This window comes from Acuticoccus mangrovi (assembly GCF_016411865.1).
Lineage (GTDB): Bacteria > Pseudomonadota > Alphaproteobacteria > Rhizobiales > Amorphaceae > Acuticoccus > Acuticoccus mangrovi.
In genome coordinates, this window is record NZ_JAEKJA010000002.1 from 152,959 (window position 1) to 174,087 (window position 21,129).

General features: G+C 68.5%; 14 protein-coding genes. 6 read left to right on the forward strand and 8 right to left on the reverse strand.

Annotation, left to right across the window (positions count from 1 at the left end; all coding sequences use genetic code 11):
• Positions 1 to 55 precede the first annotated feature (55 nt).
• Together sufB and JCR33_RS03755 are read right to left on the reverse strand one after the other, a co-directional pair.
• A complete protein-coding gene (gene sufB, locus JCR33_RS03750; RefSeq protein WP_198880680.1) occupies positions 56 to 1,573 on the reverse strand; it encodes a Fe-S cluster assembly protein SufB in 1,518 nt (505 codons plus the stop codon).
• A gap of 57 nt (positions 1,574 to 1,630) precedes the next feature.
• Entirely contained in the window at positions 1,631 to 2,830 is a 1,200-nt protein-coding gene (locus JCR33_RS03755) for a cysteine desulfurase family protein (protein WP_332461115.1), read from the reverse strand.
• A gap of 19 nt (positions 2,831 to 2,849) precedes the next feature.
• On the opposite strand from JCR33_RS03755, the gene JCR33_RS03760 reads away from it, so the two are divergent.
• Positions 2,850 to 3,506: an alpha/beta hydrolase gene (locus tag JCR33_RS03760; protein WP_198880682.1), complete on the forward strand. Its 657-nt coding sequence runs from the start codon at positions 2,850 to 2,852 to the stop codon at positions 3,504 to 3,506.
• A gap of 28 nt (positions 3,507 to 3,534) precedes the next feature.
• Here JCR33_RS03760 and JCR33_RS03765 read toward each other — a convergent pair whose 3' ends face one another.
• Complete coding sequence (locus JCR33_RS03765) at positions 3,535 to 4,677, reverse strand: anhydro-N-acetylmuramic acid kinase (protein WP_332461116.1); 1,143 nt, start codon at positions 4,675 to 4,677, stop codon at positions 3,535 to 3,537.
• A gap of 67 nt (positions 4,678 to 4,744) precedes the next feature.
• On the opposite strand from JCR33_RS03765, the gene tyrS reads away from it, so the two are divergent.
• A complete protein-coding gene (gene tyrS / locus JCR33_RS03770; RefSeq protein ID WP_198880684.1) occupies positions 4,745 to 5,989 on the forward strand; it encodes a tyrosine--tRNA ligase in 1,245 nt (414 codons plus the stop codon).
• Between the two features lie 108 nt (positions 5,990 to 6,097).
• Here tyrS and JCR33_RS03775 read toward each other — a convergent pair whose 3' ends face one another.
• A complete protein-coding gene (locus JCR33_RS03775; RefSeq protein ID WP_198880685.1) occupies positions 6,098 to 9,343 on the reverse strand; it encodes an AsmA-like C-terminal domain-containing protein in 3,246 nt (1,081 codons plus the stop codon).
• A 124-nt stretch (positions 9,344 to 9,467) separates the two neighbouring features.
• Between JCR33_RS03775 and bcp the strand changes: the two genes are divergently transcribed.
• The 3 genes from bcp to JCR33_RS03790 are packed head-to-tail and all read left to right on the forward strand — an operon-like array spanning position 9,468 to position 11,594.
• On the forward strand, positions 9,468 to 9,938 hold the full coding sequence (bcp, locus tag JCR33_RS03780) for a thioredoxin-dependent thiol peroxidase (RefSeq protein ID WP_198880686.1): 471 nt from the start codon (positions 9,468 to 9,470) through the stop codon (positions 9,936 to 9,938).
• A 55-nt stretch (positions 9,939 to 9,993) separates the two neighbouring features.
• Positions 9,994 to 10,827 carry a ferritin-like domain-containing protein gene (locus JCR33_RS03785; protein WP_198880687.1) on the forward strand — a complete coding sequence of 278 codons (834 nt, stop codon included), beginning with the start codon at positions 9,994 to 9,996 and terminating at the stop codon, positions 10,825 to 10,827.
• Positions 10,824 to 11,594, forward strand: coding sequence for an extensin-like domain-containing protein (locus JCR33_RS03790; protein ID WP_198880688.1), 771 nt, complete (start codon positions 10,824 to 10,826; stop codon positions 11,592 to 11,594). Before JCR33_RS03785 ends, JCR33_RS03790 begins: the two co-directional genes overlap by 4 nt.
• A gap of 15 nt (positions 11,595 to 11,609) precedes the next feature.
• On the opposite strand, the gene JCR33_RS03795 is transcribed toward JCR33_RS03790, so the two are convergent.
• The 4 genes from JCR33_RS03795 to JCR33_RS03810 form a co-directional block, all read right to left on the reverse strand.
• Entirely contained in the window at positions 11,610 to 12,017 is a 408-nt protein-coding gene (locus tag JCR33_RS03795) for a hypothetical protein (protein WP_198880689.1), read from the reverse strand.
• A gap of 204 nt (positions 12,018 to 12,221) precedes the next feature.
• Positions 12,222 to 13,350 (reverse strand): peptide chain release factor 2 gene (gene prfB, locus JCR33_RS03800; protein WP_198880690.1). Its coding sequence is split into 2 segments (ribosomal slippage): positions 12,222 to 13,280 and positions 13,282 to 13,350, totalling 1,128 coding nucleotides; the frame shifts between segments, so codons are not numbered across the junction.
• 114 nt (positions 13,351 to 13,464) lie between these two features.
• Entirely contained in the window at positions 13,465 to 15,930 is a 2,466-nt protein-coding gene (locus JCR33_RS03805; RefSeq protein ID WP_198880748.1) for a penicillin-binding protein 1A, read from the reverse strand.
• Between the two features lie 209 nt (positions 15,931 to 16,139).
• Positions 16,140 to 17,369, reverse strand: coding sequence for an N-acetylmuramoyl-L-alanine amidase (locus tag JCR33_RS03810; RefSeq protein ID WP_198880691.1), 1,230 nt, complete (start codon positions 17,367 to 17,369; stop codon positions 16,140 to 16,142).
• A gap of 774 nt (positions 17,370 to 18,143) precedes the next feature.
• On the opposite strand from JCR33_RS03810, the gene JCR33_RS03815 reads away from it, so the two are divergent.
• A complete protein-coding gene (locus tag JCR33_RS03815; protein ID WP_198880692.1) occupies positions 18,144 to 21,056 on the forward strand; it encodes an Rne/Rng family ribonuclease in 2,913 nt (970 codons plus the stop codon).
• Positions 21,057 to 21,129: the final 73 nt, after the last annotated feature.

Genomic DNA, 21,129 nt, shown 5'->3' on the forward strand with positions numbered 1-21,129 from the left:
GCGGACGGACCCGCGGCGCCTGGCAAAAGGGGATGGAGCGGAGGTCCGCCGGCGCTTAGCCGACGGAGCCTTCCAGGCTGACGCCGATGAGCTTCTGCGCTTCCACCGCGAACTCCATGGGGAGCTGCTGGATGACGTCGCGCACGAAGCCGTTGACGATGAGGGCCACCGCCTCTTCCTCGCCGATGCCCCGGGCACGGCAGTAGAAGAGCTGATCGTCGGAGATCTTGGAGGTGGTCGCCTCGTGCTCGAACTGGGCGGTGCCGGTGCGCGATTCCACGTAGGGAATGGTGATCGCGGCACACTTGTCGCCGATGAGCAGCGAATCGCACTGGGTGTAGTTGCGCGCGTTCTTCGCTTTGGGGTTCGCCCGCACCAGCCCCCGATAGGTGTTCGAGGAGCGGCCCGCCGAGATGCCCTTCGAGATGATGCGGCTCGACGTGTTCTTGCCGAGGTGGATCATCTTCGTGCCCGAATCGATCTGCTGGCGGCCGTTGGAGATGGCGATGGAGTAGAACTCGCCGCGGCTGTCGTCGCCCCTCAGAATGCAGCTCGGGTACTTCCAGGTGATGGCCGAGCCGGTCTCCACCTGCGTCCAGGAGATCTTGGAGCGCGCCCCGCGGCAATCGCCCCGCTTGGTGACGAAGTTGTAGATGCCGCCCTTCCCCTCGGCGTCGCCGGGGTACCAGTTTTGAACCGTAGAATATTTGATCTCGGCATCGTCGAGGGCGATCAGCTCCACCACGGCGGCATGCAGCTGATTGTCGTCGCGCTGCGGCGCGGTGCAGCCCTCAAGGTAGGAGACGTACGCTCCCTTGTCGGCGATGATCAGCGTGCGCTCGAACTGGCCGGTGTTCTGCTCGTTGATGCGGAAGTAGGTCGACAGCTCCATCGGGCAGCGCACCCCGGGGGGGACGTAGACGAACGAGCCGTCGGTGAACACCGCCGAGTTGAGCGTGGCGAAGAAGTTGTCGCTCGTCGGCACCACGGTGCCGAGATACTTCTGGACGAGCTCGGGATGCTCGCGGACCGCTTCGGAGATCGAGCAGAAGATCACGCCCGCCTTGGCGAGCTCGTCCTTGAACGTGGTGACGACGGAGACCGAGTCGAACACCGCGTCCACCGCGACGCGGCTGTAGGGCGCGTCACCGGCGATCTCGTCGAGATCGCTGGGCTCGCCCTGCTTCCGCACGCCGGCCAAAATCTCCTGCTCCTTCAAGGGGATACCCAGCTTCTCGTAGGTCCGTAGAAGCTCGGGGTCCACCTCGTCGAGGCTCTTCGGGGCGCTCGTCCCCTTCGGCGCGGCGTAGTAGTAGATGCTGTCGTAGTCGATCGGAGGGTAGTCGACCATCGCCCATTCGGGCTCGGTCATGGTCTTCCAGCGCTTATAGGCCTCCAACCGCCAGGCAAGCATCCATTCGGGCTCGCCTTTTTTGGCAGAAATGAACGCAATCACCTCTTCCGAAAGCCCTTTCGGGGCCTTTTCGGATTCGATGTCCGTTACGAAACCGTACTTATACTTGTCGACGTCGATCGCTGCGACGCGATCGATCGTTTCCTGAACCGCTGGCATACCATTTCCCTCCGCACGGGTTCAAAGCCCGCAGGTTGGACACTTTCTAAAGATAGGTCAGGGTCCCATTGGCACAATGACCCGTTGGAGCGCCACCAAAAAACGCTGGAAGGCGTCATTGGCCCCCAGCGGACCCGCACTCACACGGATCGCACTGCGGGCCTCCGCCTCCCCGACGCCCATGGCGAGGAGCACGTGACTGACCCCCACCTTGCCGGACGAACAGGCCGAGCCGGAGGACACGGAGACCCCCGCCAGATCGAGCCCGATCAGCGCGAGCTCTGCCGGTACGTCCCCGACGGACAGCAACGTGGTGTTGGGAAGGCGCGGCACTCCTCTTGCGAAGATGCGCGCATCTGGGAAGGTTTCAAGGAGCGTCGCCTCGAAATCGTCCCGGGCGCGGGCGGTTTCGGTCCACCCGAGCGGATCGGCTGCGGGTTCCTCGAGCGCCGCGGCGAAGCCGGCGATGGCGGGAACGTTCTCGGTGCCGGCGCGTGCACCCCGCTCCTGCCCACCACCCCGCACCAAGGGCGGCACGACGACGTCGCCGAGGCGGATCAGCGCACCCACCCCGGGCGGCGCGCCGATCTTGTGGCCCGACACCGTCACGAGGTCGGCGCGGAGCGCGGCCCCCGGAATCCGGCCGAACGCCTGGACGGCGTCGGTATGGAGGATCGCGCCGTAGCGCTCGGCAAGGGCGGCGACGTCGGCGAGAGGCTGGATCACGCCGGTTTCGTTGTTCGCCGCCATCACCGACACGAGGGCGGGACGGGCATCGTCTGCGAGCGCCGCTTCGAGGGCCCCGAGGTCGATCCGCCCGGCATCGTCGACGGCGACGACGCGCACCGCCTCCGCCCCGAAGCGGCCGCCGCAGAGCACCGCCGGATGCTCCACCGCCGAGACAATCAGTCGCTCGACGGGCGCGCTTCCGGCCCGGGCGAGACCGGGCGTCAGCACCATCGTGTTCGCCTCCGTGCCGCCGGAGGTGAAGGTGACCCCGTCGGTCGCGACGCGAAACCGAGTGGCGAGCGCCCGGCGCGCCTTCTCCACCAGCGCCCGGCTCGCCCGTCCCTCGGCATGCACAGACGACGCATTGCCACCGGCCGCCATAGCCGATATCGCTGCCTGACGGGCGCTCGCGGTCAGTGGCGCGGTGGCATTCCAGTCGAGATAGAGCCTCTCTGCGGGGTGAGACACGCCGTCGCCTTCCAGAAATGCTTGATTCGTCGAGTGCCGTTGATAAATAACCGCGCTCACCAACAACAACGGGTCTGTGATGCCTGAGGTTATCTTCACCGGCCCCGCCGGCCGCCTCGAAGGACGCTTGCAAGCGTCATCCGACCGGCGCGCGCCGCTCGCCATCGTGCTGCACCCGCACCCGCACTTCGGCGGCACCATGAACAACCAGATTATCTATAATCTGTTTTACATGTTCAAGGAGCGGAACTTCACGGTGCTCCGCTTCAACTTCCGCGGTGTCGGGCGCAGCCAGGGCGAGTTCGATCACGGGGCCGGCGAGCTCGCCGACGCCGCATCGGCGCTCGACTGGCTGCAGGCGATCCACCCCGAAGCGCGGGGATGCTGGATCGCGGGCTTCTCGTTCGGCGCATGGATCGGCATGCAGCTTCTGATGCGCCGGCCGGAAGTGGAAGGGTTCATCTCGGTCGCCCCTCCGGCGAACCTGCACGACTTCTCCTTCCTCGCCCCCTGCCCCTCCTCCGGGCTCATCGTGCACGGCGATCGCGACCGTGTGGCGATCCCGAAGGACACCCAGACGCTCGTCGACAAACTGAAGACGCAGAAGGGCATCGTGATCGATCACACGATCATCCCCGGTGCCAACCACTTCTTCGAGAACCAGGTGGACGAGCTGATGGGGATCTGCTCCGGCTACCTCGACCGCCGTCTCGGCCGGGCCGAATCGGCGGCCTGACGAGGCCCTACCGCCCTGCCCCGCCGCATCAGTGCGGCGGGTGCGCCTCCTCTGCGCTCGCCGCTTCCCGATGGTCGGGCGGCAGCGACAGCTGCCCGCCCGTATGGGGCGCGGCGACGCCGGTGGTCCCGGGATAGGTGTAGGTGAGCCCCAGGTGGCTGCGCACCGCGAGGTAGGCGAACGCCTCCGCCTCCATGAAATCCGACGAGAACCCCGTCTCGTCCGCCGTGCGCACCGGCACACCGAGCCGCTCCTCGATCATCCGCATCATGGTGCGATTGTGGGTGCCGCCGCCCGCGGCGATCACCGTCTGCGGCCGGCGGGCGAAGAGCCGCACCCCGGCGGCGAGCGATTCGGCGGTGAAGGCGGTGAGCGTCGCGATCCGGTCGGCGAAGCCAAGCGTGCCGACGAGGCCGGCGGCGAACGCCCGGAAGGCGTCGCGATCGAGGGACTTCGGCGCGGGCTCGGCGAAGTAGCGGTGGCGCATCAGCTCCATGAGCACCGCCTCGTCGACGGTGCCCGAGGCCGCCGTCGCCCCCTCGGCGTCGAAAGCGGCGCCCGTCGTCGCCATCTCGTCGTCGATCAGGGCGCTCGCCGGGCCGGTGTCGAAGGCGACGAGCGCGTCATGGTCGATGAAGGTGACGTTGGCGACACCGCCGAGATTGATCACGAGCACGGGCTCCGCGAGATGCGCCTGGCGCGCGAGCGCCCGGTGATAGGCCGGGACCAGCGGCGCCCCCTGGCCGCCGGCGAGCACGTCGGCGGTGCGGAAGTCGGAGATCACCGGCACGTCGAAGTGGGAGGCCATCAGCGCCGCGTCGCCGATCTGCATGGTGAAGCGTCGCTCCGGCGCATGCGCCACGGTCTGCCCATGCCAGCCGATGAGGTCGGGGGCGATGCCGGTCTGCTCGATGAACCGGGCAATCGCCTCGCAATGGGCCTCGGTGACGGCGCGCTCGGCCTCGTCGAGAAGAGGCGTGCGGCTCGCCCCGTCGGGGGCGGCCATGGCGTCCCCCATCGCCGCGCGAATCGCCTCGCGCTGGGCCGCGCTGTAGGGGTGGGAGATCCCCGGTCCGCGCTCGATGTGCGCCTCGCCGTCCGTCATGAGGTGGGCGACGTCCACGCCATCCATCGATGTGCCGCTGATGACACCGATCACGCTTGCGGGTATCGGCACATGGACGGGATGGCGCAGCACGGTGTTGCCATCCTCGTCATAGGGTGCATACGGAAAGCCCATGCCTCGCTCCGAATTCATAAACACGCTCACCGACCGCGGCTTCATCCACCAGATGAGTGACGCCGAAGGCCTCGACGCCCTCTGTGCCGAGGGGATGGTGACAGCCTATATCGGTTTCGACTGTACCGCCGCGAGCCTTCATGTGGGCTCCCTCGTGCAGATCATGCTGCTCCATTGGCTGCAGCAGACCGGACACCGCCCGATCGTCCTGATGGGGGGCGGCACCACGCGCATCGGCGACCCCTCGGGCCGCGACACCTCGCGCCAGCTCCTGACGCCGGAGACGATCGAGGAGAACAAGCGCGGCATCTTCCAGATTTTCTCGCGCTTTCTCGACTTCTCCGAGCACGACAACGCCGCGATCAAGGCCGACAACGCCGACTGGCTCGACACGCTCGAGTACGTGCCCTTCCTGCGCGACGTGGGGCGGCACTTCTCGGTCAATCGCATGCTGTCGATGGATTCGGTGCGCCTGCGGCTCGACCGCGAGCAGCCGCTGTCGTTCCTGGAGTTCAACTACATGGTGCTCCAGGCCTACGACTTCGTGGAGCTCAACCGACGCTACGACTGCCGCCTGCAGATGGGCGGATCGGACCAGTGGGGCAACATCGTCTCCGGCATCGACCTCGGCCGGCGCATCCTCGGGGTGGAGCTCTTCGGCGCCACCTCACCGCTGATCACCACCGCCTCCGGTGCCAAGATGGGCAAGACGGCGGAGGGCGCCGTGTGGCTCAACGCCGACATGACGAGCCCCTACGACTACTGGCAGTTCTGGCGCAACACCGAGGACAGCGACGTGGAGCGCTTCCTGAAGCTCTTCACCACGCTGCCGCTCGACGAGATCTCCCGGCTGTCGGCCCTTCAGGGTGCCGAGATCAACGAGGCGAAGAAGGCGCTCGCGACGGCCGTCACCACCCTCGTCCACGGCGCGGAGGCGGCGGAGAGTGCGGCGGCGACGGCGGCCACCACCTTCGAGACCGGAGGGCTCGCCGCCGGCCTTCCGACGGTGGAGGTGAAGGGGGACGAGCTCGCCGCCGGGCTCGGCGTGCTCGCCGCCTTCGTGCGGGCGGGGCTCGCGACGTCCAACAGCGAGGCGCGCCGCTCGATCCAGGGCGGCGGCGCCCGCATCAACGACGAGAAGTGCGCCGACGACAAGCGCCTCCTGACCACGGCCGACCTCAACGGCGACGTGATCAAGCTCTCGCTCGGCCGCAAGAAGCATGCGCTGCTGAAGGCCGTCTGAGGCGCCGGCCGATCGCCGGCGCGCCGTCGGGGGAGAGCCGAGCCGCTCTCCACCCGGAACCGGCGGCGAGACGGGAGAGCGCGGCCGGTCGGAGACGCAGACCCCGACCTAGCGGAACTCGAAGATCCGCCGGAAAATGCCAGGCGCGATGGCCGAGATGGGATTGACGAAGAGCTGGGGACTGTCGATCGGCCCGGCGAGGCGGAACGTTACCCCGATCAGCCCGCCCTTGTTGCCGCCGCCGAGGATCTCGCCCACCAGCGGCACTCGGCCGAAGAGATTGTTCACCCCGTAGGCGGGGATGAAGGTGCCGTTGATCACCACGGTCTTGGCCTTGAGGTCGATGCGGCCGTTGGCGGTGCCACCGAGCACCGGGCCGCGCAGGATCGCCTCCTTGATCTCGATCACGTCGCCCTTCTTCTCGAAATCGGCGTTGAGGCGGTCGAAGGCGAGGCCGCCGGCGAGGTTCTGATCCTGGAAGGCGAGCGGCAACGGATTGCGGCCGCGCTCGCCGGGGCTCTTGTCCTTGATCTTCTTCGTGCCCTCGATGATTGCCTCGAGCGTCTTCTCGTCGGACAGCAGGAAGTCGTTGACGACCACCCGGCCCTGCAGCACGTCCTCGTCGTCGAAGCGGGCTTCGAGCGTGGTGCGGCCGCCGCGCATGCGGTCGTAGAGGCCGAAGGCCGACAAGAGACGGCCGAGCTCGGTGACGTCGGCCTGCAGCTGGCGGCCGGTCTTCGACGGGGTGAGCTGGACGCCGAAGGAGCCGGCGTTCACGCCGTCGAGCCGGCCCGACACGGCGAGGCGGTTGAGGCGCTTACCGGTGTGGCGCGCCTCGATCGACAGGTCGGTGGCGAAGGCGTCGGCCCCGAGGCGCACCCTGTCCCCCTTCACGGCGATCGAAAGGGGCGGCAGCTTCTGCTTCTCGCCGTCCTCCTTCTTGTCGCCGCCGAGATCGCCCTTGCGAACGCTCTCAACGAGCTTGCTCGCGTCGAACGTCTCGGCGTTCATCGAAACGCGATATCCCCCACCGCTGGCGCTCGCGACGGTGAGATGCGCCCGGTCGCCCTGCGATAGCGCGAAGCGCGTGAGGTCCACCTTGGAGAGGGCGCCGTCGGTGATGTCGAGCCCGCCGGCGATCGCGAGGGTGCCGCCGTCAACGCGCAGATTCTTGACGGTCATCGTGGTCGGCGAGCCCTCCACCTCGCCCTCGGCGAGAAGCGGGGCGCCGGCGGCCTTCTCGTATCCCGGGATCGAGACTTCCGCCTCGCCGAGGTCGGCGGAGAAGGTGCGCTTGTTCCCCTCCCCCTGCTCCAGCGTGATCACCACCGGGCCGCGCACCATGTCGCCGGTGTCGATGCCCCGATCGCGGCGATCCTTGTCGGTGAGGACGAAGCGGGCGCCGCCGCTCTTCTCGCCGGCGAAGAGCTCGCTGTAGTTCACGTCCACCTTGAGGCCGTCGATGGTGGCCCGGCCCCGTGCCGCGATGCGCCGTTCGTTGATGAGCACCTCAACGTTGGCCTCGGTGAAGGTCTGGCCGCCGATCGGCTTCTTGGAGGCCGCCTCGATGAGGCGCGCGTCGATCGACCAGCGGCGGTCCTCCATCGGCACGTTGGGGCCGAGCGGGGTGGTGAGGGAGAGGGTCGCGGTCACCCGGCCGGTGACGTCGTCGGGGGTGAGGTCGGTGTTCTTGAGCTCCGGCAGATCGAGGCGGCGGCTGAGGCTTACGACGGCGCTGACCGGCGCCTCCACCTCGGCGGTGAGCACGGCGATCGCGGGCTGGGCGCCGAGCTCGCGAATGTTGAAGGTGCCGGACTTGACGACGATGTCGCCGGCGTCGGTGGTCACCACGCCCCCGTCGATGCGGGCGGAGAGCGCCTTGTCGCGCATCCGGAAGGCGCCCGACGCCCGCTGCACGGCGATCGGCACCTCCGGCGTCGTCAGCGTGGTGTCGACGAAATCCATGTCGATCGAGAGGGCACCCTCAATCATGTCGCTGGTGGTGGGATTGCCGTCGAGCTCCAGCGGCGTCATGGCGAGCTCCATGTCGCCCTGCCGCACGACCCCGCCGAGGACGGTGGTCAGCATCGCCATGCGCGGATCGTAGGCGACGACCGGCGGCCACGCCCCCTGCAGCGTGGAGATGGTGGAGGGGCCGACGTGGGCGGCGCCGGTAAGCGCGGGGCCATGGGACGAGGCGTCGAAGGTCAGGCTGGCGTCGACCCGCCCCGTCGGCGCGGCGGCGTGGATTTGGTCGAAGTGGATCAGCCGGTTGACGAGATCGAGGCGACCGCGGGCGTTGAACTCGTCCACGACGATGGGGGGCATGTCGATGTCGGGCGCATCGAAGTGGGCCTCGGGGGACGAGAGAGTGAAACTCCACGGATCGTCGGGAGCCTCGCCGGGTGAGAGATCGCCGTCGATCGTCACCAGCGTGCCGCCGGCGACGAAGGTGGCGTGCTCGATCCGCACCCGATCGGCGGCGGGATCGAGGGAGAAGGCGAGATCGGCGCTGTCGAGGGTGCGCGGCGGGTCGGCGCCGAAGATGATGGTCCCCGTCCCCACGTCGAGGTTCAGGCTGGCGCCGCTCACCATACCCTTTTGGCCCGAGCGCATCTTCAAAAGCGCGCTCAGCGTGAAGCCGTCCTGGACCGGCTTCATCGGGGCGAGATCGCGCGGGACGATCCCGTCGACGCCGATCTCGCTCGTCCAGCCGTCGCCCTCCCGGCGTCGGTCGAGGCTGAACTCGATGGGCCCCCCGGCACCGATGGCGGACAGGACGACGGCGATGTCGCGGCCTCCTCTGAAGCGGCCGTTGATGTTCTGGAAGACGCGCGCCTCGGTGATGGGCCGGCCCGCGACGATGAGGTCGAGGCGACCATCGGTGATTCGCACGTCGCGCACGCCGGCGTCGATGGTTCCGTTGGTGATCGCCGCGAGCGCCTTCTCGAGCCCCGCGATGGCGTCGACCGGGCGGGGAAGCGGGCCCCGGTCGCCGCCACCGGAGGGGTCGAGGCGGACGGTGGGGCGCGCGATCGCGAGGGTGCGCCCGAAGAGGCCCTGGCGAACCGTGATGCGGCCGATGGAGGCCGACATGCGGTCCTGCCGTGTCCGCAGCCCGCTGATGTCCACCTTGAGCACGCCGAGGCCGAGCCGCATGGCGATGTCGTCGATGGTGACGGCGACGCCGGTGCGCTCGGCGATCGCCTGCTCCACCGTCGAGACGAGCGGCAGCGACAGCGGGGCGACGACGAGGCGCAACACCACGAGCACGATCGCGAGCGCTGCTGCCGCAACGAGGTGACGCGGTCTGCGCAGGGCACCGAGGCCACCGACGGCTCCCCGGAGCCCCATATCGGTCGCCCTCGCCATATGGGCTAACAGGCCGTTCATCACGTCCCTTCGCGCACGCTCCCTTCCGTATGCTTCAATTGCCGACTATGAGGCTGCGTTGAACGGTCTTATTGGGAAATGAACGATGAGCGAACCAACCGAAGGAAGCATTGCTCCCGACTTCACGTTGCCGGGCGACAACGGCAGCGATATCCGCCTGTCCGACTATCGCGGCAATCCGGTGGTCCTCTACTTCTATCCGAAAGACAACACCTCGGGCTGCACCAAGGAGGCGATCGCCTTCAGCGAGCTCGGCGACGCCTTCGAAGCCGCTGGCGTGGCGATCGTCGGCGTCTCACCGGATTCGGTGGCCAGCCATGACAAGTTCAAGGCAAAGCACGAGCTTTCCTTCCGTCTCGCCGCCGACGAGGCGAAGGACGTCGCCACGGCCTACGGCGTCTGGGTGGAAAAGTCCATGTACGGCCGCAAGTACATGGGCGTGGAGCGCTCCACCTTCCTGATCGACAAGGACGGCACCATCCAGAAGGCGTGGCGCAAGGTGAAGGTCCCCGGCCACGCCGAAGCCGTGCTGGAGGCCACGAAGGGGCTGGCGTGAGGAGCGGCCGTCCCGGTCGCGGCCGGCCGGTGCCGAGCGCGGCGACCCGAGGACGATGACCGAGCCAGCGGCGCGACCCTATGCCTCGCTGCGCGATGCGGCCGCGCTGATCGTCGGCACCGCCGATCCTGTGGAAAAAGCCCGCCTCACCGCTTTGGCGCGGGAGGCGTGGATGGGTCGCACGCTGTCCCTCACGCGACCGACGCTCGACCGGGCGATGCCCAACCGGCCGGGCCGTCCGCCGCGCCCCGAGCTCTTGCCGCCGCGGGCGATGCCGCGGCGCTCGCTCGGCGGCGCGAAGGGGCGCATCGCCTTCCTGCACGCCATCGCCCACATCGAACTGAACGCGATGGACCTTGCCTGGGACATCGTCGGTCGGTTCGCCGGCGAGGGCATGCCACGGTCCTTCTTCGACCAGTGGACTCGCGTCGCATCCGAGGAGGCGCTCCACTTCGGCCTTCTGTGCGACCGGCTCGCCGAGCATGGAGCCGCCTATGGCGATCTCCCCGCCCACGACGGGCTCTGGCAGGCGGCGGAGGCGACGGGCGGCGATCTTGCGGCCCGCCTCGCCGTGGTGCCGCTGGTGCTCGAGGCGCGCGGGCTCGACGTGACGCCCTCGATGATCGCAACATTCGAGGAGATGGGCGATGAGGAGAGCGCGGCGGTGCTGAAGCGGATCTACGAGGACGAGAAGGGCCACGTCTATGTCGGGGCCGCCTGGTTCCGCTATCTTTGCGACAGGGCGGGGCAGCGGGCGGAGCCGGCCTTTCACCGCCTCGTACGCACCCACTTTCGCGGCGCATTGAAGCCGCCCTTCAACGACAGGGCGCGGTCGGCGGCCTGCCTGACGCCGGGCTTCTACCGGCCGCTCGAAGTGGTGCGCACGTGAGGTGGGCGAGGCTCCTCGCCGTCGCGGCGCTGCTCGCCTCCCCCCTCGAGGCGGCCGACGCGGCGGGCTCCTCACCCGGCATGACACCCCCTACCCCGGCCGTTGCGCCGAGCGGACCGGGCGAGGCGGAACGGCCCGCACCGATGCCGAAGGCGACCCCGCAGGACGCCGCTCCGCCGATCGCTGAAGCCGACAGGGGGCGCTCCACAAGGTTCGATCCCGGCGACGACGACACCTGCATCGACGCCTTGAAGGCGGCCGGAGCGGCCTTCACGATCGCGGGCGCGCTTGAGGAGGAGGCCTGCGGCGCGCCGCGCGTGGTGCGGATGAAGACGGTCGGCGGCATCTCGCTCGGCACCGAGACCGTTCTGCGATGCCCCGCCGCCCTCGCCCTTGCACGCTGGGTGAGCGAGGTGGTCGCCCCCTCAGCCCGCCTCCACCTCGCCGAGGACGTGGCGACGGTGGCGGTCGGCACCACCTACCAGTGCCGCATGCGGCGCACGGGCGCCACCTCGGTGCGCCTGAGCGAGCACGCCTTCGCCAACGCCATCGACGTGTCGGGCGTGGTGCTGGCGGACGGCGAGCGCGTCATGGTGAAGCCGCGGCCCGACAGCGCGGAGGCTGCCCGCGCGTTTCAGGCGGCGATCCGTGGCGGCGCCTGCGCCCTCTTCACCACGGTGCTCGGCCCGACCACCAATGCCCTGCACGACGATCACCTCCATCTCGACCTCGCCCCCCGCCGCGGCGGCGCGAGGCTCTGCGAGTAGCGTCCGCCCGCCCCGTCAGCGGCGCGGCTGGACCTGCACGGCGACGTTCACCCAGCCCGTGCCGTGCCTGTTGATGACGTTGAAGGAGATGCCGAAGAGGTCCTCGCTGGTGGAGCGCCCGGCCTGATAGACGATCTGGTTGCGGCGCACGGTGACGAGCTTGCCCCGCTTCGGCCGCTCGGTGACGCGCACCTGGCGGATCTGGATGTTGCCGCCGATGTTCATGTTCATGCGGCAGGCGGTGCCCGCTTCGGGGCGGATCCGATAGACGTGGATGAGGTTGCCCTTGACGGTTCGCGAGCCGACCTTGCGCTCGCGGCAGGGCCGCAGCTCGGTCTGCGCGAAGGCGGGGCTCGTCTCGGCGACGGCGATGAGACCGGTGAGGACAATGAGCGCGGCGGCCAGCGGTCGTATCAACAACATGGAATAATCCCTTTGACGATATGAACGTGTCCTATGCACGGACACGTTGGCCGGATGATGACGCAAAGTGCGCGGCATCGTCAGCGGGAATTGGAAGGGTGAGAGCGGGTTCGGCGATCCGCGAATGCCTCGTCGGAGGCGTCCATCGAGCCTTGTCGGGCGTGATGGATGCCGGGCGGAATTCGAGGCCGCCCGGCTCTCCCGTCATTCGACGTCGGCGACGTCCACCTCGGTGCCGTAGGCGCGCTGGGCGAGGCTCGCCTCCATGAACGGCGTGAGCTCGCCGTCGAGCACGTCGTCGGGCGCGGTGCTCTCGAGGCCGGTGCGCAGGTCCTTCACGAGCTGATAGGGCTGCAGCACGTAGGAGCGAATCTGATGACCCCAGCCGATGTCGGTCTTGGAGTCGGCTTCGGCCTGAGCGGCCTCCTCGCGCTTCTTCAGCTCCGCCTCGTAGAGACGGGCCCGCAGCATGTCCCACGCGGTGGCGCGGTTCTTGTGCTGCGAGCGCTCGTTCTGGCAGGCGACGACGATGCCGGTCGGAATGTGCGTCAGGCGCACCGCCGAATCGGTGGTGTTGACGTGCTGTCCGCCCGCACCCGAGGCGCGGTAGGTGTCGACGCGCACGTCGCCTTCGTTGACCTCGATGTTGATAGTGTCGTCGACCACCGGATAGACCCACACCGAGGCGAAGGAGGTGTGGCGGCGAGCCTGCGAATCGAACGGCGAGATCCGCACCAGGCGATGGACGCCCGATTCGGTCTTCAGCCAGCCATAGGCGTTCTCGCCCTTCACCTCGATGGTGGCGGACTTGAGGCCGGCCTCTTCGCCGTCGTTGTATTCGAGCGTGCTCACCTTGAAGCCGGCGCGCTCCGCCCAGCGGACATACATGCGCAGCAGCATCTGCGCCCAGTCCTGCGACTCGGTTCCGCCGGCCCCGGCATGCACCTCGAGATAGGCATCGTTGCGATCGGCCTCGCCGGAAAGGAGGGCGGCGATCTGCTTCTTACCGAGATCGTTCTTCAGCGCGGTGAGCTGGCCTTCGGCCTCGGTGACGACGTCGGTGTCGTCCTCCATCTCGCCGAGCTCGATCAGCTCCACGGCGTCGTTGAGCTCGGTCTCGATGCCATTGATGGTGTTGATCTGGGTCTCGAGGCGCTGACGCTCCTGCATCAGCTTCTGCGCACGCTGGGCGTCGTCCCAGAGCGAGGGGTCCTCGACGGCGGCGTTCAGCTCATCGAGGCGTTTGACGGCATCATCCCAGTCAAAGATGCCTCCTCAGCAGGCTGAGTGCCTGCTTGATCTCGTCTACGAGGTTTTCCGTTTCGGCGCGCACAGGCCACCCGATACTCTGAAGTTGTGGGACGCCTTGCTAGCCCACCAGTGCGGCACGGTGCAAGGCATCCGCCGCGCCGCCGCGGCGCACGCGTCGGCACAGCGAGGCGGTGGCTCAGTAGAGGCCGCCGGTTCCCGACAGCACCGCCCGCTCCGATTCGCGCGTGACGCGGTTGCGCGTGGGCTGATTGTCGTTGAGGCCGATGATCGAGAAGGTGTCGCCCGGCGCCGTGCCCGGCTTGAACGCCTCCAGGATGACGCCCGGCCCCGAACCCGACACCTGCCGACCGGTGATGCGGTTGACCGGGATCAGCTTGATCCCCTCCGGGACACGGAACTCGATGCCCGGCTTGCCGCGCAGCGCGTCGGTCATGAACTCCAGGAAGATCGGCGCGGCGAGCTGGCCGCCGGTGGAGCCGCGCCCCATCGGCTTCGGCTCGTCGTAGCCGATGAAGACACCCGCGACGAGGTCCGGCGTGAAGCCGACGAACCAGGCGTCCTTCTCGTCGTTGGTCGTGCCGGTCTTGCCGGCGACGGGCTTGCCGAGCTTCTTGACCACAGTCGCCGTGCCGCGCTGCACGACCCCCTCCATGATCGAGGTGATCTGATAGGCCGTCATCGGGTCGAGGACGTACTCGCGCTCGTCGATGACGGTGGGCGGGGGCTGGTCGCGCCAGGCGGTGACATTGCAGCCGTCGCAGCGGCGGTTGTCGTGCCGGAAGACGGTGCGGCCGTGCCGGTCCTGGATGCGGTCGATCAGGGTCGGCTGCAGCCGCTGTCCGCCGTTGGCGATGATGGCGTAGGCGCCGACGAGGCGTTTCACCGTGGTCTCGCCCGCGCCGAGGGCCATCGGCAGATAGAGGCCGAGATTGTCGTAGATGCCGAAGCGCTCGGCGTACTCGGCGACGAGCGGCATGCCCATGTCCTTCGCGAGGCGCACGGTCATGACGTTACGCGAGCGCTCGATGCCCGTGCGCAGCGTGGACGGGCCGGCGAACTTGCCGCCGTAGTTCTTCGGCCGCCAGATCTCGTTGCCGGAGCGGATCTCGATGGGACCGTCGAGGATGACGGAGGACGGCGTGTAGCCGTTGTCGAGGGCGGCGGCGTAGACGAAGGGCTTGAACGAGGAGCCCGGCTGGCGCCAGGCCTGCGTCGCGCGGTTGAACTCCGAATCGGCGAACGAGAAGCCACCCATGAGGGCGAGAACGCGGCCGGTGTGCGGGTCCATGGCAAGGAGAGCGCCCTGGATCTCCGGCACCTGGCGCAGCGTCCAGTGGTCGCCCTCGCCTTTCTGCACATAGACGGCGTCGCCGGGCTGCAGCACGTCGCTGACGCGGCTGATCGCCCGATAGCCGTGCTGACCGGGTCGACGGCCCGACCGCCAGGGAATGTCTCCGCGGGTGATGCGGCCGCGCTCGCGCTCGGTGGAGAGCGCGCCCCACACCTCACGCTCGGGTTGGATGCCGATGATCGCCTCGCCGGAGCTGGAGGAGAGGACGATCGCCACCTTCCACTCCGGCACGTCGGAGAGGCCCTCCACCGAGCCGACCTTGGGGCCCCAGTCCTCGCTGGCGTTGAGGTCGAGCTCCTCGATCGGGCCGCGATAGCCGGTCTTGCGGATGTCGATCTTGATGAGGCCGTCCATCAGCGCCTTGCGCGCCATGATCTGCAGCTCGGGGTCGAGCGAGGTGCGCACCGAGAGGCCGCCGCCGTAGAGGGCGTCGTTGCCGTAGAGCTCGATGAGCTCGCGGCGCACCTCCTCGGCGAAATATTCGGAGGCGAAGAGGAACTTGGAGCGAGCACGGGGCTTCACGCGAAGCGGCTCCGCGGCGGCCTCGCGGCGCTCCTCCTCGGTGATGACGCCGTCGACGGCCATGCGCTCCAGCACCCAGTTGCGCCGCTCGATGGCCCGCTCGGGTGCGCGGAACGGGTGGTAGTTGTTGGGCGCCTTGGGCAGAGCGGCGAGATAGGCGGTCTCGGCGAGGGTCAGTTCGTGCACCGACTTGTCGAAGTAGACGAGCGCGGCGGCCGCCACGCCGTAGGCGCCGAGGCCGAGATAGATCTCGTTGAGATAGCGCTCCAGGATCTCGTCCTTGGTGAACGCCGCCTCGATGCGCAGGGAGAGGATCGCCTCCTTGACCTTGCGCTCGTAGCTCACCTCGTTGGTGAGCAGGAAGTTCTTGGCCACCTGCTGGGTGATGGTGGAGGCGCCGACGGGCCGCGAATCGGTGCCGCGGTTGCGCAGGTTGGTGACGAGAGCGCGGATGATCGCCTGCGGATCGACGCCGGAGTGCTGGTAGAAGCTCGAGTCCTCGGCCGACAGGAAGGCGTAGCGGATCCGCTCGGGGATCGCCTGGATCGGCAGGAAGAGTCGTCGCTCCCGGGCATACTCGGCGACCAGCGAACCGTCCGCGGCGTGGATGCGGGTCATCACCGGAGGCTCGTAGTCACGCAGGACGTTGACCGAGGGCAGCTCGTCCGACATCCGGGCAATGTAGATGCCGACGCCTGCCGCGGCGATCAGCCCCAACACCGATCCGACAGAAAACAGAAAGCCGAGGAAGCCGACGAAAAATCTCAACACGGTTACGCGTCTCCCGAGGGTGGTCGTTCGAACAAGCGTCCAACTTGTGTAGACCGGAGCTGAGGTCGTCGAACCGGCGACCCAACCAGTGCTTCCGCCGCTCTCTTTCAGACCCGACGATCGCGCCCGTCGCGCCAATGCGCGCTCATCGAGTGGGCGTACCTAAAATTAGCCTCCCCGGCAAGACTCTCGGCGCCCACAGAGCGTTACCGAGTCGTCATATTCCCCTGGTCGCTGGCGTGCCTCTTGCCCTCCGCGACCGGGTTGATCGCGAAGAAATCAGCCACCGCCTGAGCGACGGAGGCGCTGGCGCGCACCTGCCACGCCTCGGTGAGGAGATCGCGCGTGTCCTCCGCGTTGGTGAGGTAGCCGAGCTCGAGGAGAACCGACGGGATGTCGTGGGCCATCAAGACGCGGAAGCGGGCGTAGCGATGGGCGTTGGAGTTCATCCGCACCGACGCGCCGAGCTGGGTGATGAGGTGCTCGGCGAACTCGAACGAGTAGGACTTGGTCTCGCGCCGCAGGAGATCGGCGAGGATGCTGCTCACCTCCTCCTGACGCTGCGGCTCGATGGAGCCGGACACCGAATCGGCGAGGTTCTCCCGCGCGGCGAGCGCGGCGGCCTCGGCGTCGGAGGGGCGCTCCGACAGGGTGTAGATGGTGGAGCCGTGAACGTAGTCCTGCGGCGCGGCGTCGGCGTGGATCGATACGAAGAGGTCCGCCCCGTAGGCCCGCGCGATGCGGATGCGGCGGTTGAGCGAGAGGAAGCGATCGTCGTTGCGGGTCAGGCGGACGGTCAGGTTGGGGATGCGCTCCAGGTCCTTGCGCAGGCGCTTGGCGAAGGCGAGCGCCACGTCCTTCTCCTCAATGCCATCCTCGGTGATCGCCCCGGGGTCGATGCCGCCGTGCCCCGGGTCGATGACCACGACGGGGCCGCTCTTGGCGGGTGCGCCCGGCTCTTCCTGCTCGGCCGCGGCCGAAGCGTTGCTGGCGGCGAGCGCGAAGCGTTCCGGTGCGGCCGAGGCGAGATCGAGCACGAGGCGCCCCGGCCGGCCGGCAAGCGAGGGAAGATAGAATTGGCGCGTGATGAGGGCCGGTTCCTTGAGATCGAACACGATGCGGCCCGACGACGGCGTCAACGCCCCGAAACGATAGGCCGAGACGAGGCCCGACGCCTCACCCGGCTCGGCGATGTCGAAGGTGACGTGATCGAGGTCGACGACGAGGCGCGGTGGCCCCTCCACCGCGAAGATGCGGTGCACGGGCTCCTCGCTCAATTCCAGCGTGAAGCGCGTGCCGCCGTCTATGCTGGTGAAGCTGGCACTGGTCGCCGCAGCCTCGGCCGCCGACGCGCTCCGTCCCGCCATCGCGGCGAGCGCCGCAAACATCACGAGGACGATCGCGAGGATCTTACTATCGAGCCGAGCCGTGACCATATGATTGCGGACCTTCATATTGAGCGGCCCCCACCCTTTTGCGGGAAGTCGCCGTGGAGATCGAGTCCCTATCGGACGCACCGTCGCGCAATCGGCGGTGCACGAACGTGTTGTGGACAACAATCTTTGCCGATAGGTTGCGACTCGTTGACCTCGGTATGGTTTTGGGGCAACGGGCGGATCCTGAGCGATCCCATTTTCGGGCGCTTGATCTCGAGGCACGGCCAGGCACACGCAAACGCGATGCCGCCGACCCGGGAGAATGGCCCGCACCGGCGGCCTTATTTCCGTCGCCTGGTGCAGGAGACGACAGACGAATGTCATGGACGACGGGCGATGATGAGAGGACGGACGTGACGGGGCTTCCCCGCCCGGCCGACGCCTCACCGCGCCACGTCTCGTCGACGGCCACGTTGCCGTCCGCCGCCACGGAGTGCGGCGTTCCTGCGCTTTCGGTGCTTGCCGATACCCCCATACCCACTGCGGCTCGACCGCGCCGCCTCGGCCATCCCGGCCGCCGGCGCGTTTCGTGCGGAGTTTCATGCGGTGCGAGACGGCTCGCCCGTCGGCGCCCCGACCTTCCCGGCGCGCCATCAGCGCACCAGACCTCACGCTTCGGCCATCCGGCCCGAAGCTACCTCGTCGGCGCCATGACCGCCCGGCCGGCCTTGCCGGCGCGCGGGCGTATCGCGCCAGTTCATCCCGTCACATCGGCCCGCTCGGATGCGGAAGCCGGCCCCAAAGGCCGCCGCTCGCGGAGCCAGGAGCTCATTCATGTCCAACAAGATGCTGATCGATGCGATCCACCCGGAGGAGACGCGCGTCGTCGTGATGCGCGACAAGCGGGTGGAGGACTTCGATTTCGAGGCCGCCAGCAAGAAGCCGCTGCGCGGTAATATCTATCTCGCCAAGGTTACGCGGGTCGAACCCTCGCTGCAGGCCGCGTTCGTCGAATATGGCGGCAACCGGCACGGCTTCCTCGCCTTCAGCGAGATCCACCCCGACTACTATCAGATCCCCCAGGCCGACCGCGCTGCCCTCCTCGCCGACGAGCGCGTCGCGGAAGAGGAAGAGCCCGCCCCCGCCCGCACCAAGCGCCGCCGCTCACGCTCGAAGGGCGCCGCGGCGAAGGCCGAAGCGGCGGTCGCCGAAGAGACGGCCTCCGAGCCGGCCGCGACGCAGAGCGCTCCGTCCGAGGACGCCGCGAGCGAACCCGTCGAGGTGATCGAAGAGCCGGCGGAGGCACCTGCCGAAACGGCCGCCGAGGTGACCGCCGACGCGGAGGCCGCCCCGGCCTCCGACACCAGCGCCGAAGCGGACGCCGGCGACGACAATCCGACGAGCGACATGGAGGCCGCCGCGCCCGCTCCTGCGGACGCCGCGCCGGTGGACGACGAGGCGCCCGGCGAAGCCGCCGAGGCCACGCTCGCCGAGTCCGGCGAGGAGGCGAGCGCCGCCGACGCCTCGACAGCCGACGCCGCGGAGGAGGAAAAACCCGCCCCCAAGCGCCCGACGCGCCGCCGCCGCACCACCAGCAAGACCACCAAGAAGTCCGACGACGGCCTCGCCGACCCGGTCGTCTCGGACGACCAGGACGCCGACGACGGCGCGAGCGAGGTCACCTCGCTCGGCAACAGCGACGTCATGGAGGAGATCCCGGAGCGGCGCCGCTCGAACCCGAAGAAGACCTACAAGATCCAGGAGGTGATCCGGCGGCGCCAGATCCTGCTGGTGCAGGTGGTCAAGGAAGAGCGCGGCACCAAGGGCGCGGCCCTCACCACCTATCTGTCGCTCGCCGGCCGCTATTCGGTGCTGATGCCCAACACCGATCGCGGCGGCGGCGTGTCGCGCAAGATCACCGACGCATCGGACCGCAACCGGCTGAAGGGCCTCGTCGCCGAGCTCGAAGTGCCGGAAGGGATGGGTATCATCCTGCGCACCGCCGGTGCCTCGCGCACCAAGACCGAGATCCGCCGCGACTTCGAATATCTGATCCGTCTCTGGGAGAGCGTGCGCGACCTCACGCTCCAGTCGATCGCCCCGGCCCTCGTCTACGAGGAGGGCAACCTCGTGAAGCGCGCCATCCGCGATCTCTACTCCAAGGAGATCGACGAGGTGCTCGTGTCGGGCGAAGCCGCCTACCGCGAGGCGAAGGACTTCATGCGCATGCTCATGCCGAGCCATGCCAAGAACGTGAAGGCCTACCGCGAGCCGACGCCGATCTTCACCGCCTTCGGGATCGAAGCGCAGCTCGATGCGATGTTCTCGCCCGAGGTGACGTTGCCGTCGAAGGGCTACATTGTCATCAACCCCACCGAGGCGCTCGTGTCGATCGACGTCAACTCGGGGCGCTCCACCAAGGAGCATTCCATCGAGGAGACAGCGCTCAAGACGAACCTCGAGGCGGCCGACGAGGTGGCGCGGCAGCTGCGTCTGCGCGATCTTGCGGGGCTGATCGTCATCGACTTCATCGACATGGACGAGCGCCGGCACAACCGGGCCGTGGAGAAGCGGTTGAAGGACGCGCTGAAGCTCGACCGCTCGCGCATCCAGGTGGGCCGCATCTCGCCCTTCGGCCTGTTGGAGATGAGCCGCCAGCGCATCCGCCAAGGCATGGTGGAGACCTCGATGGTCCCCTGCCCCGTCTGCGGCGGCACCGGCATGGTGCGCTCCACCTCGTCGGTGGCCCTCCACTGCCTGCGCTCGCTCGAAGAGCATCTCCTGAAGCACGCCGACCGGCACGTGACGATCAAGACGTCTTCGGGGGTGGCGCTCTATATCCTCAATCAGAAGCGCGCCCATCTCCATGCGTTGGAGGAGCGGTTCGGCCTTCAGATCGGCGTCGATGCCGACGAAACGCTGTCCGGCCAGCACATGAAGATCGAGGCCGGCACGCCGGTGGAGCGGGAGCCGGGAGACGTGCCGCCAACGGCGCAGCTCTCTCCCGATGCCGTAGCCGTCTCCGTGGAGGACGAGGACGACGAGGTCGACACGGTCCAGGCCACCGAGGACACGGGCAACGGCGACCGTTCGTCGCGCCGGCGCCGGCGCCGCCGGCGGCGCGGCGGCTCGGACGAGGGCCGCGACTATCAGGCGGGCCAAGCCGATGCGGCGGGCGAGGACGACGCCGACACCACCGAAATCGAGACCGAGGTCGAAGCCGAGACTCCGGTCGAGACGGCCGGCGAACCGGCGACCGCCGACGGCGGAGACGGCGACGAAGCGCGTGGCCGCCGCCGTCGCGGCCGTCGCGGTGGCCGCCGCCACCGCCGCGAGGGCGACGCCGTCGAAACGACGGGCAGCGACGAGAACGAGGCTTCGGACGAGGAAGGCGATGCGCCCGACCAGGAGGTCGCTCCCGCCGAGGCGGTGAGCGAGCCGGTGGTCGCGGAGGCCGTCGCGGTTCCCGATGGCGTCATCGAGGTGCCGATCGAGACGCCGCAAGAGACGGCCGCGGTATCGAGCGAGGCCGAGGCCGTCGTGCCGGACGAGGCCCAGGCAACCTCCGAAAGCGAGGATGCGGTCACGGCCGCGCAAGTGCCGGTCGAGGAAGCCGAGAGCACCACGGCCGAGGCCAGCCCCGAAACAGCGACGGAAACGGCAACGGACACCGAGACCAAGACGGAAGAGAGCGACGAGGCACGGCCGCGCCGCGTCGGCTGGTGGCAGCGCCGCTCGTTCTTCTGATCTCAGGCCTCAATCGAATGTGACACCCCTGCGGCGGCGTGCCTCTACAAGGCGCGCCGCCGCCGCGCTAACG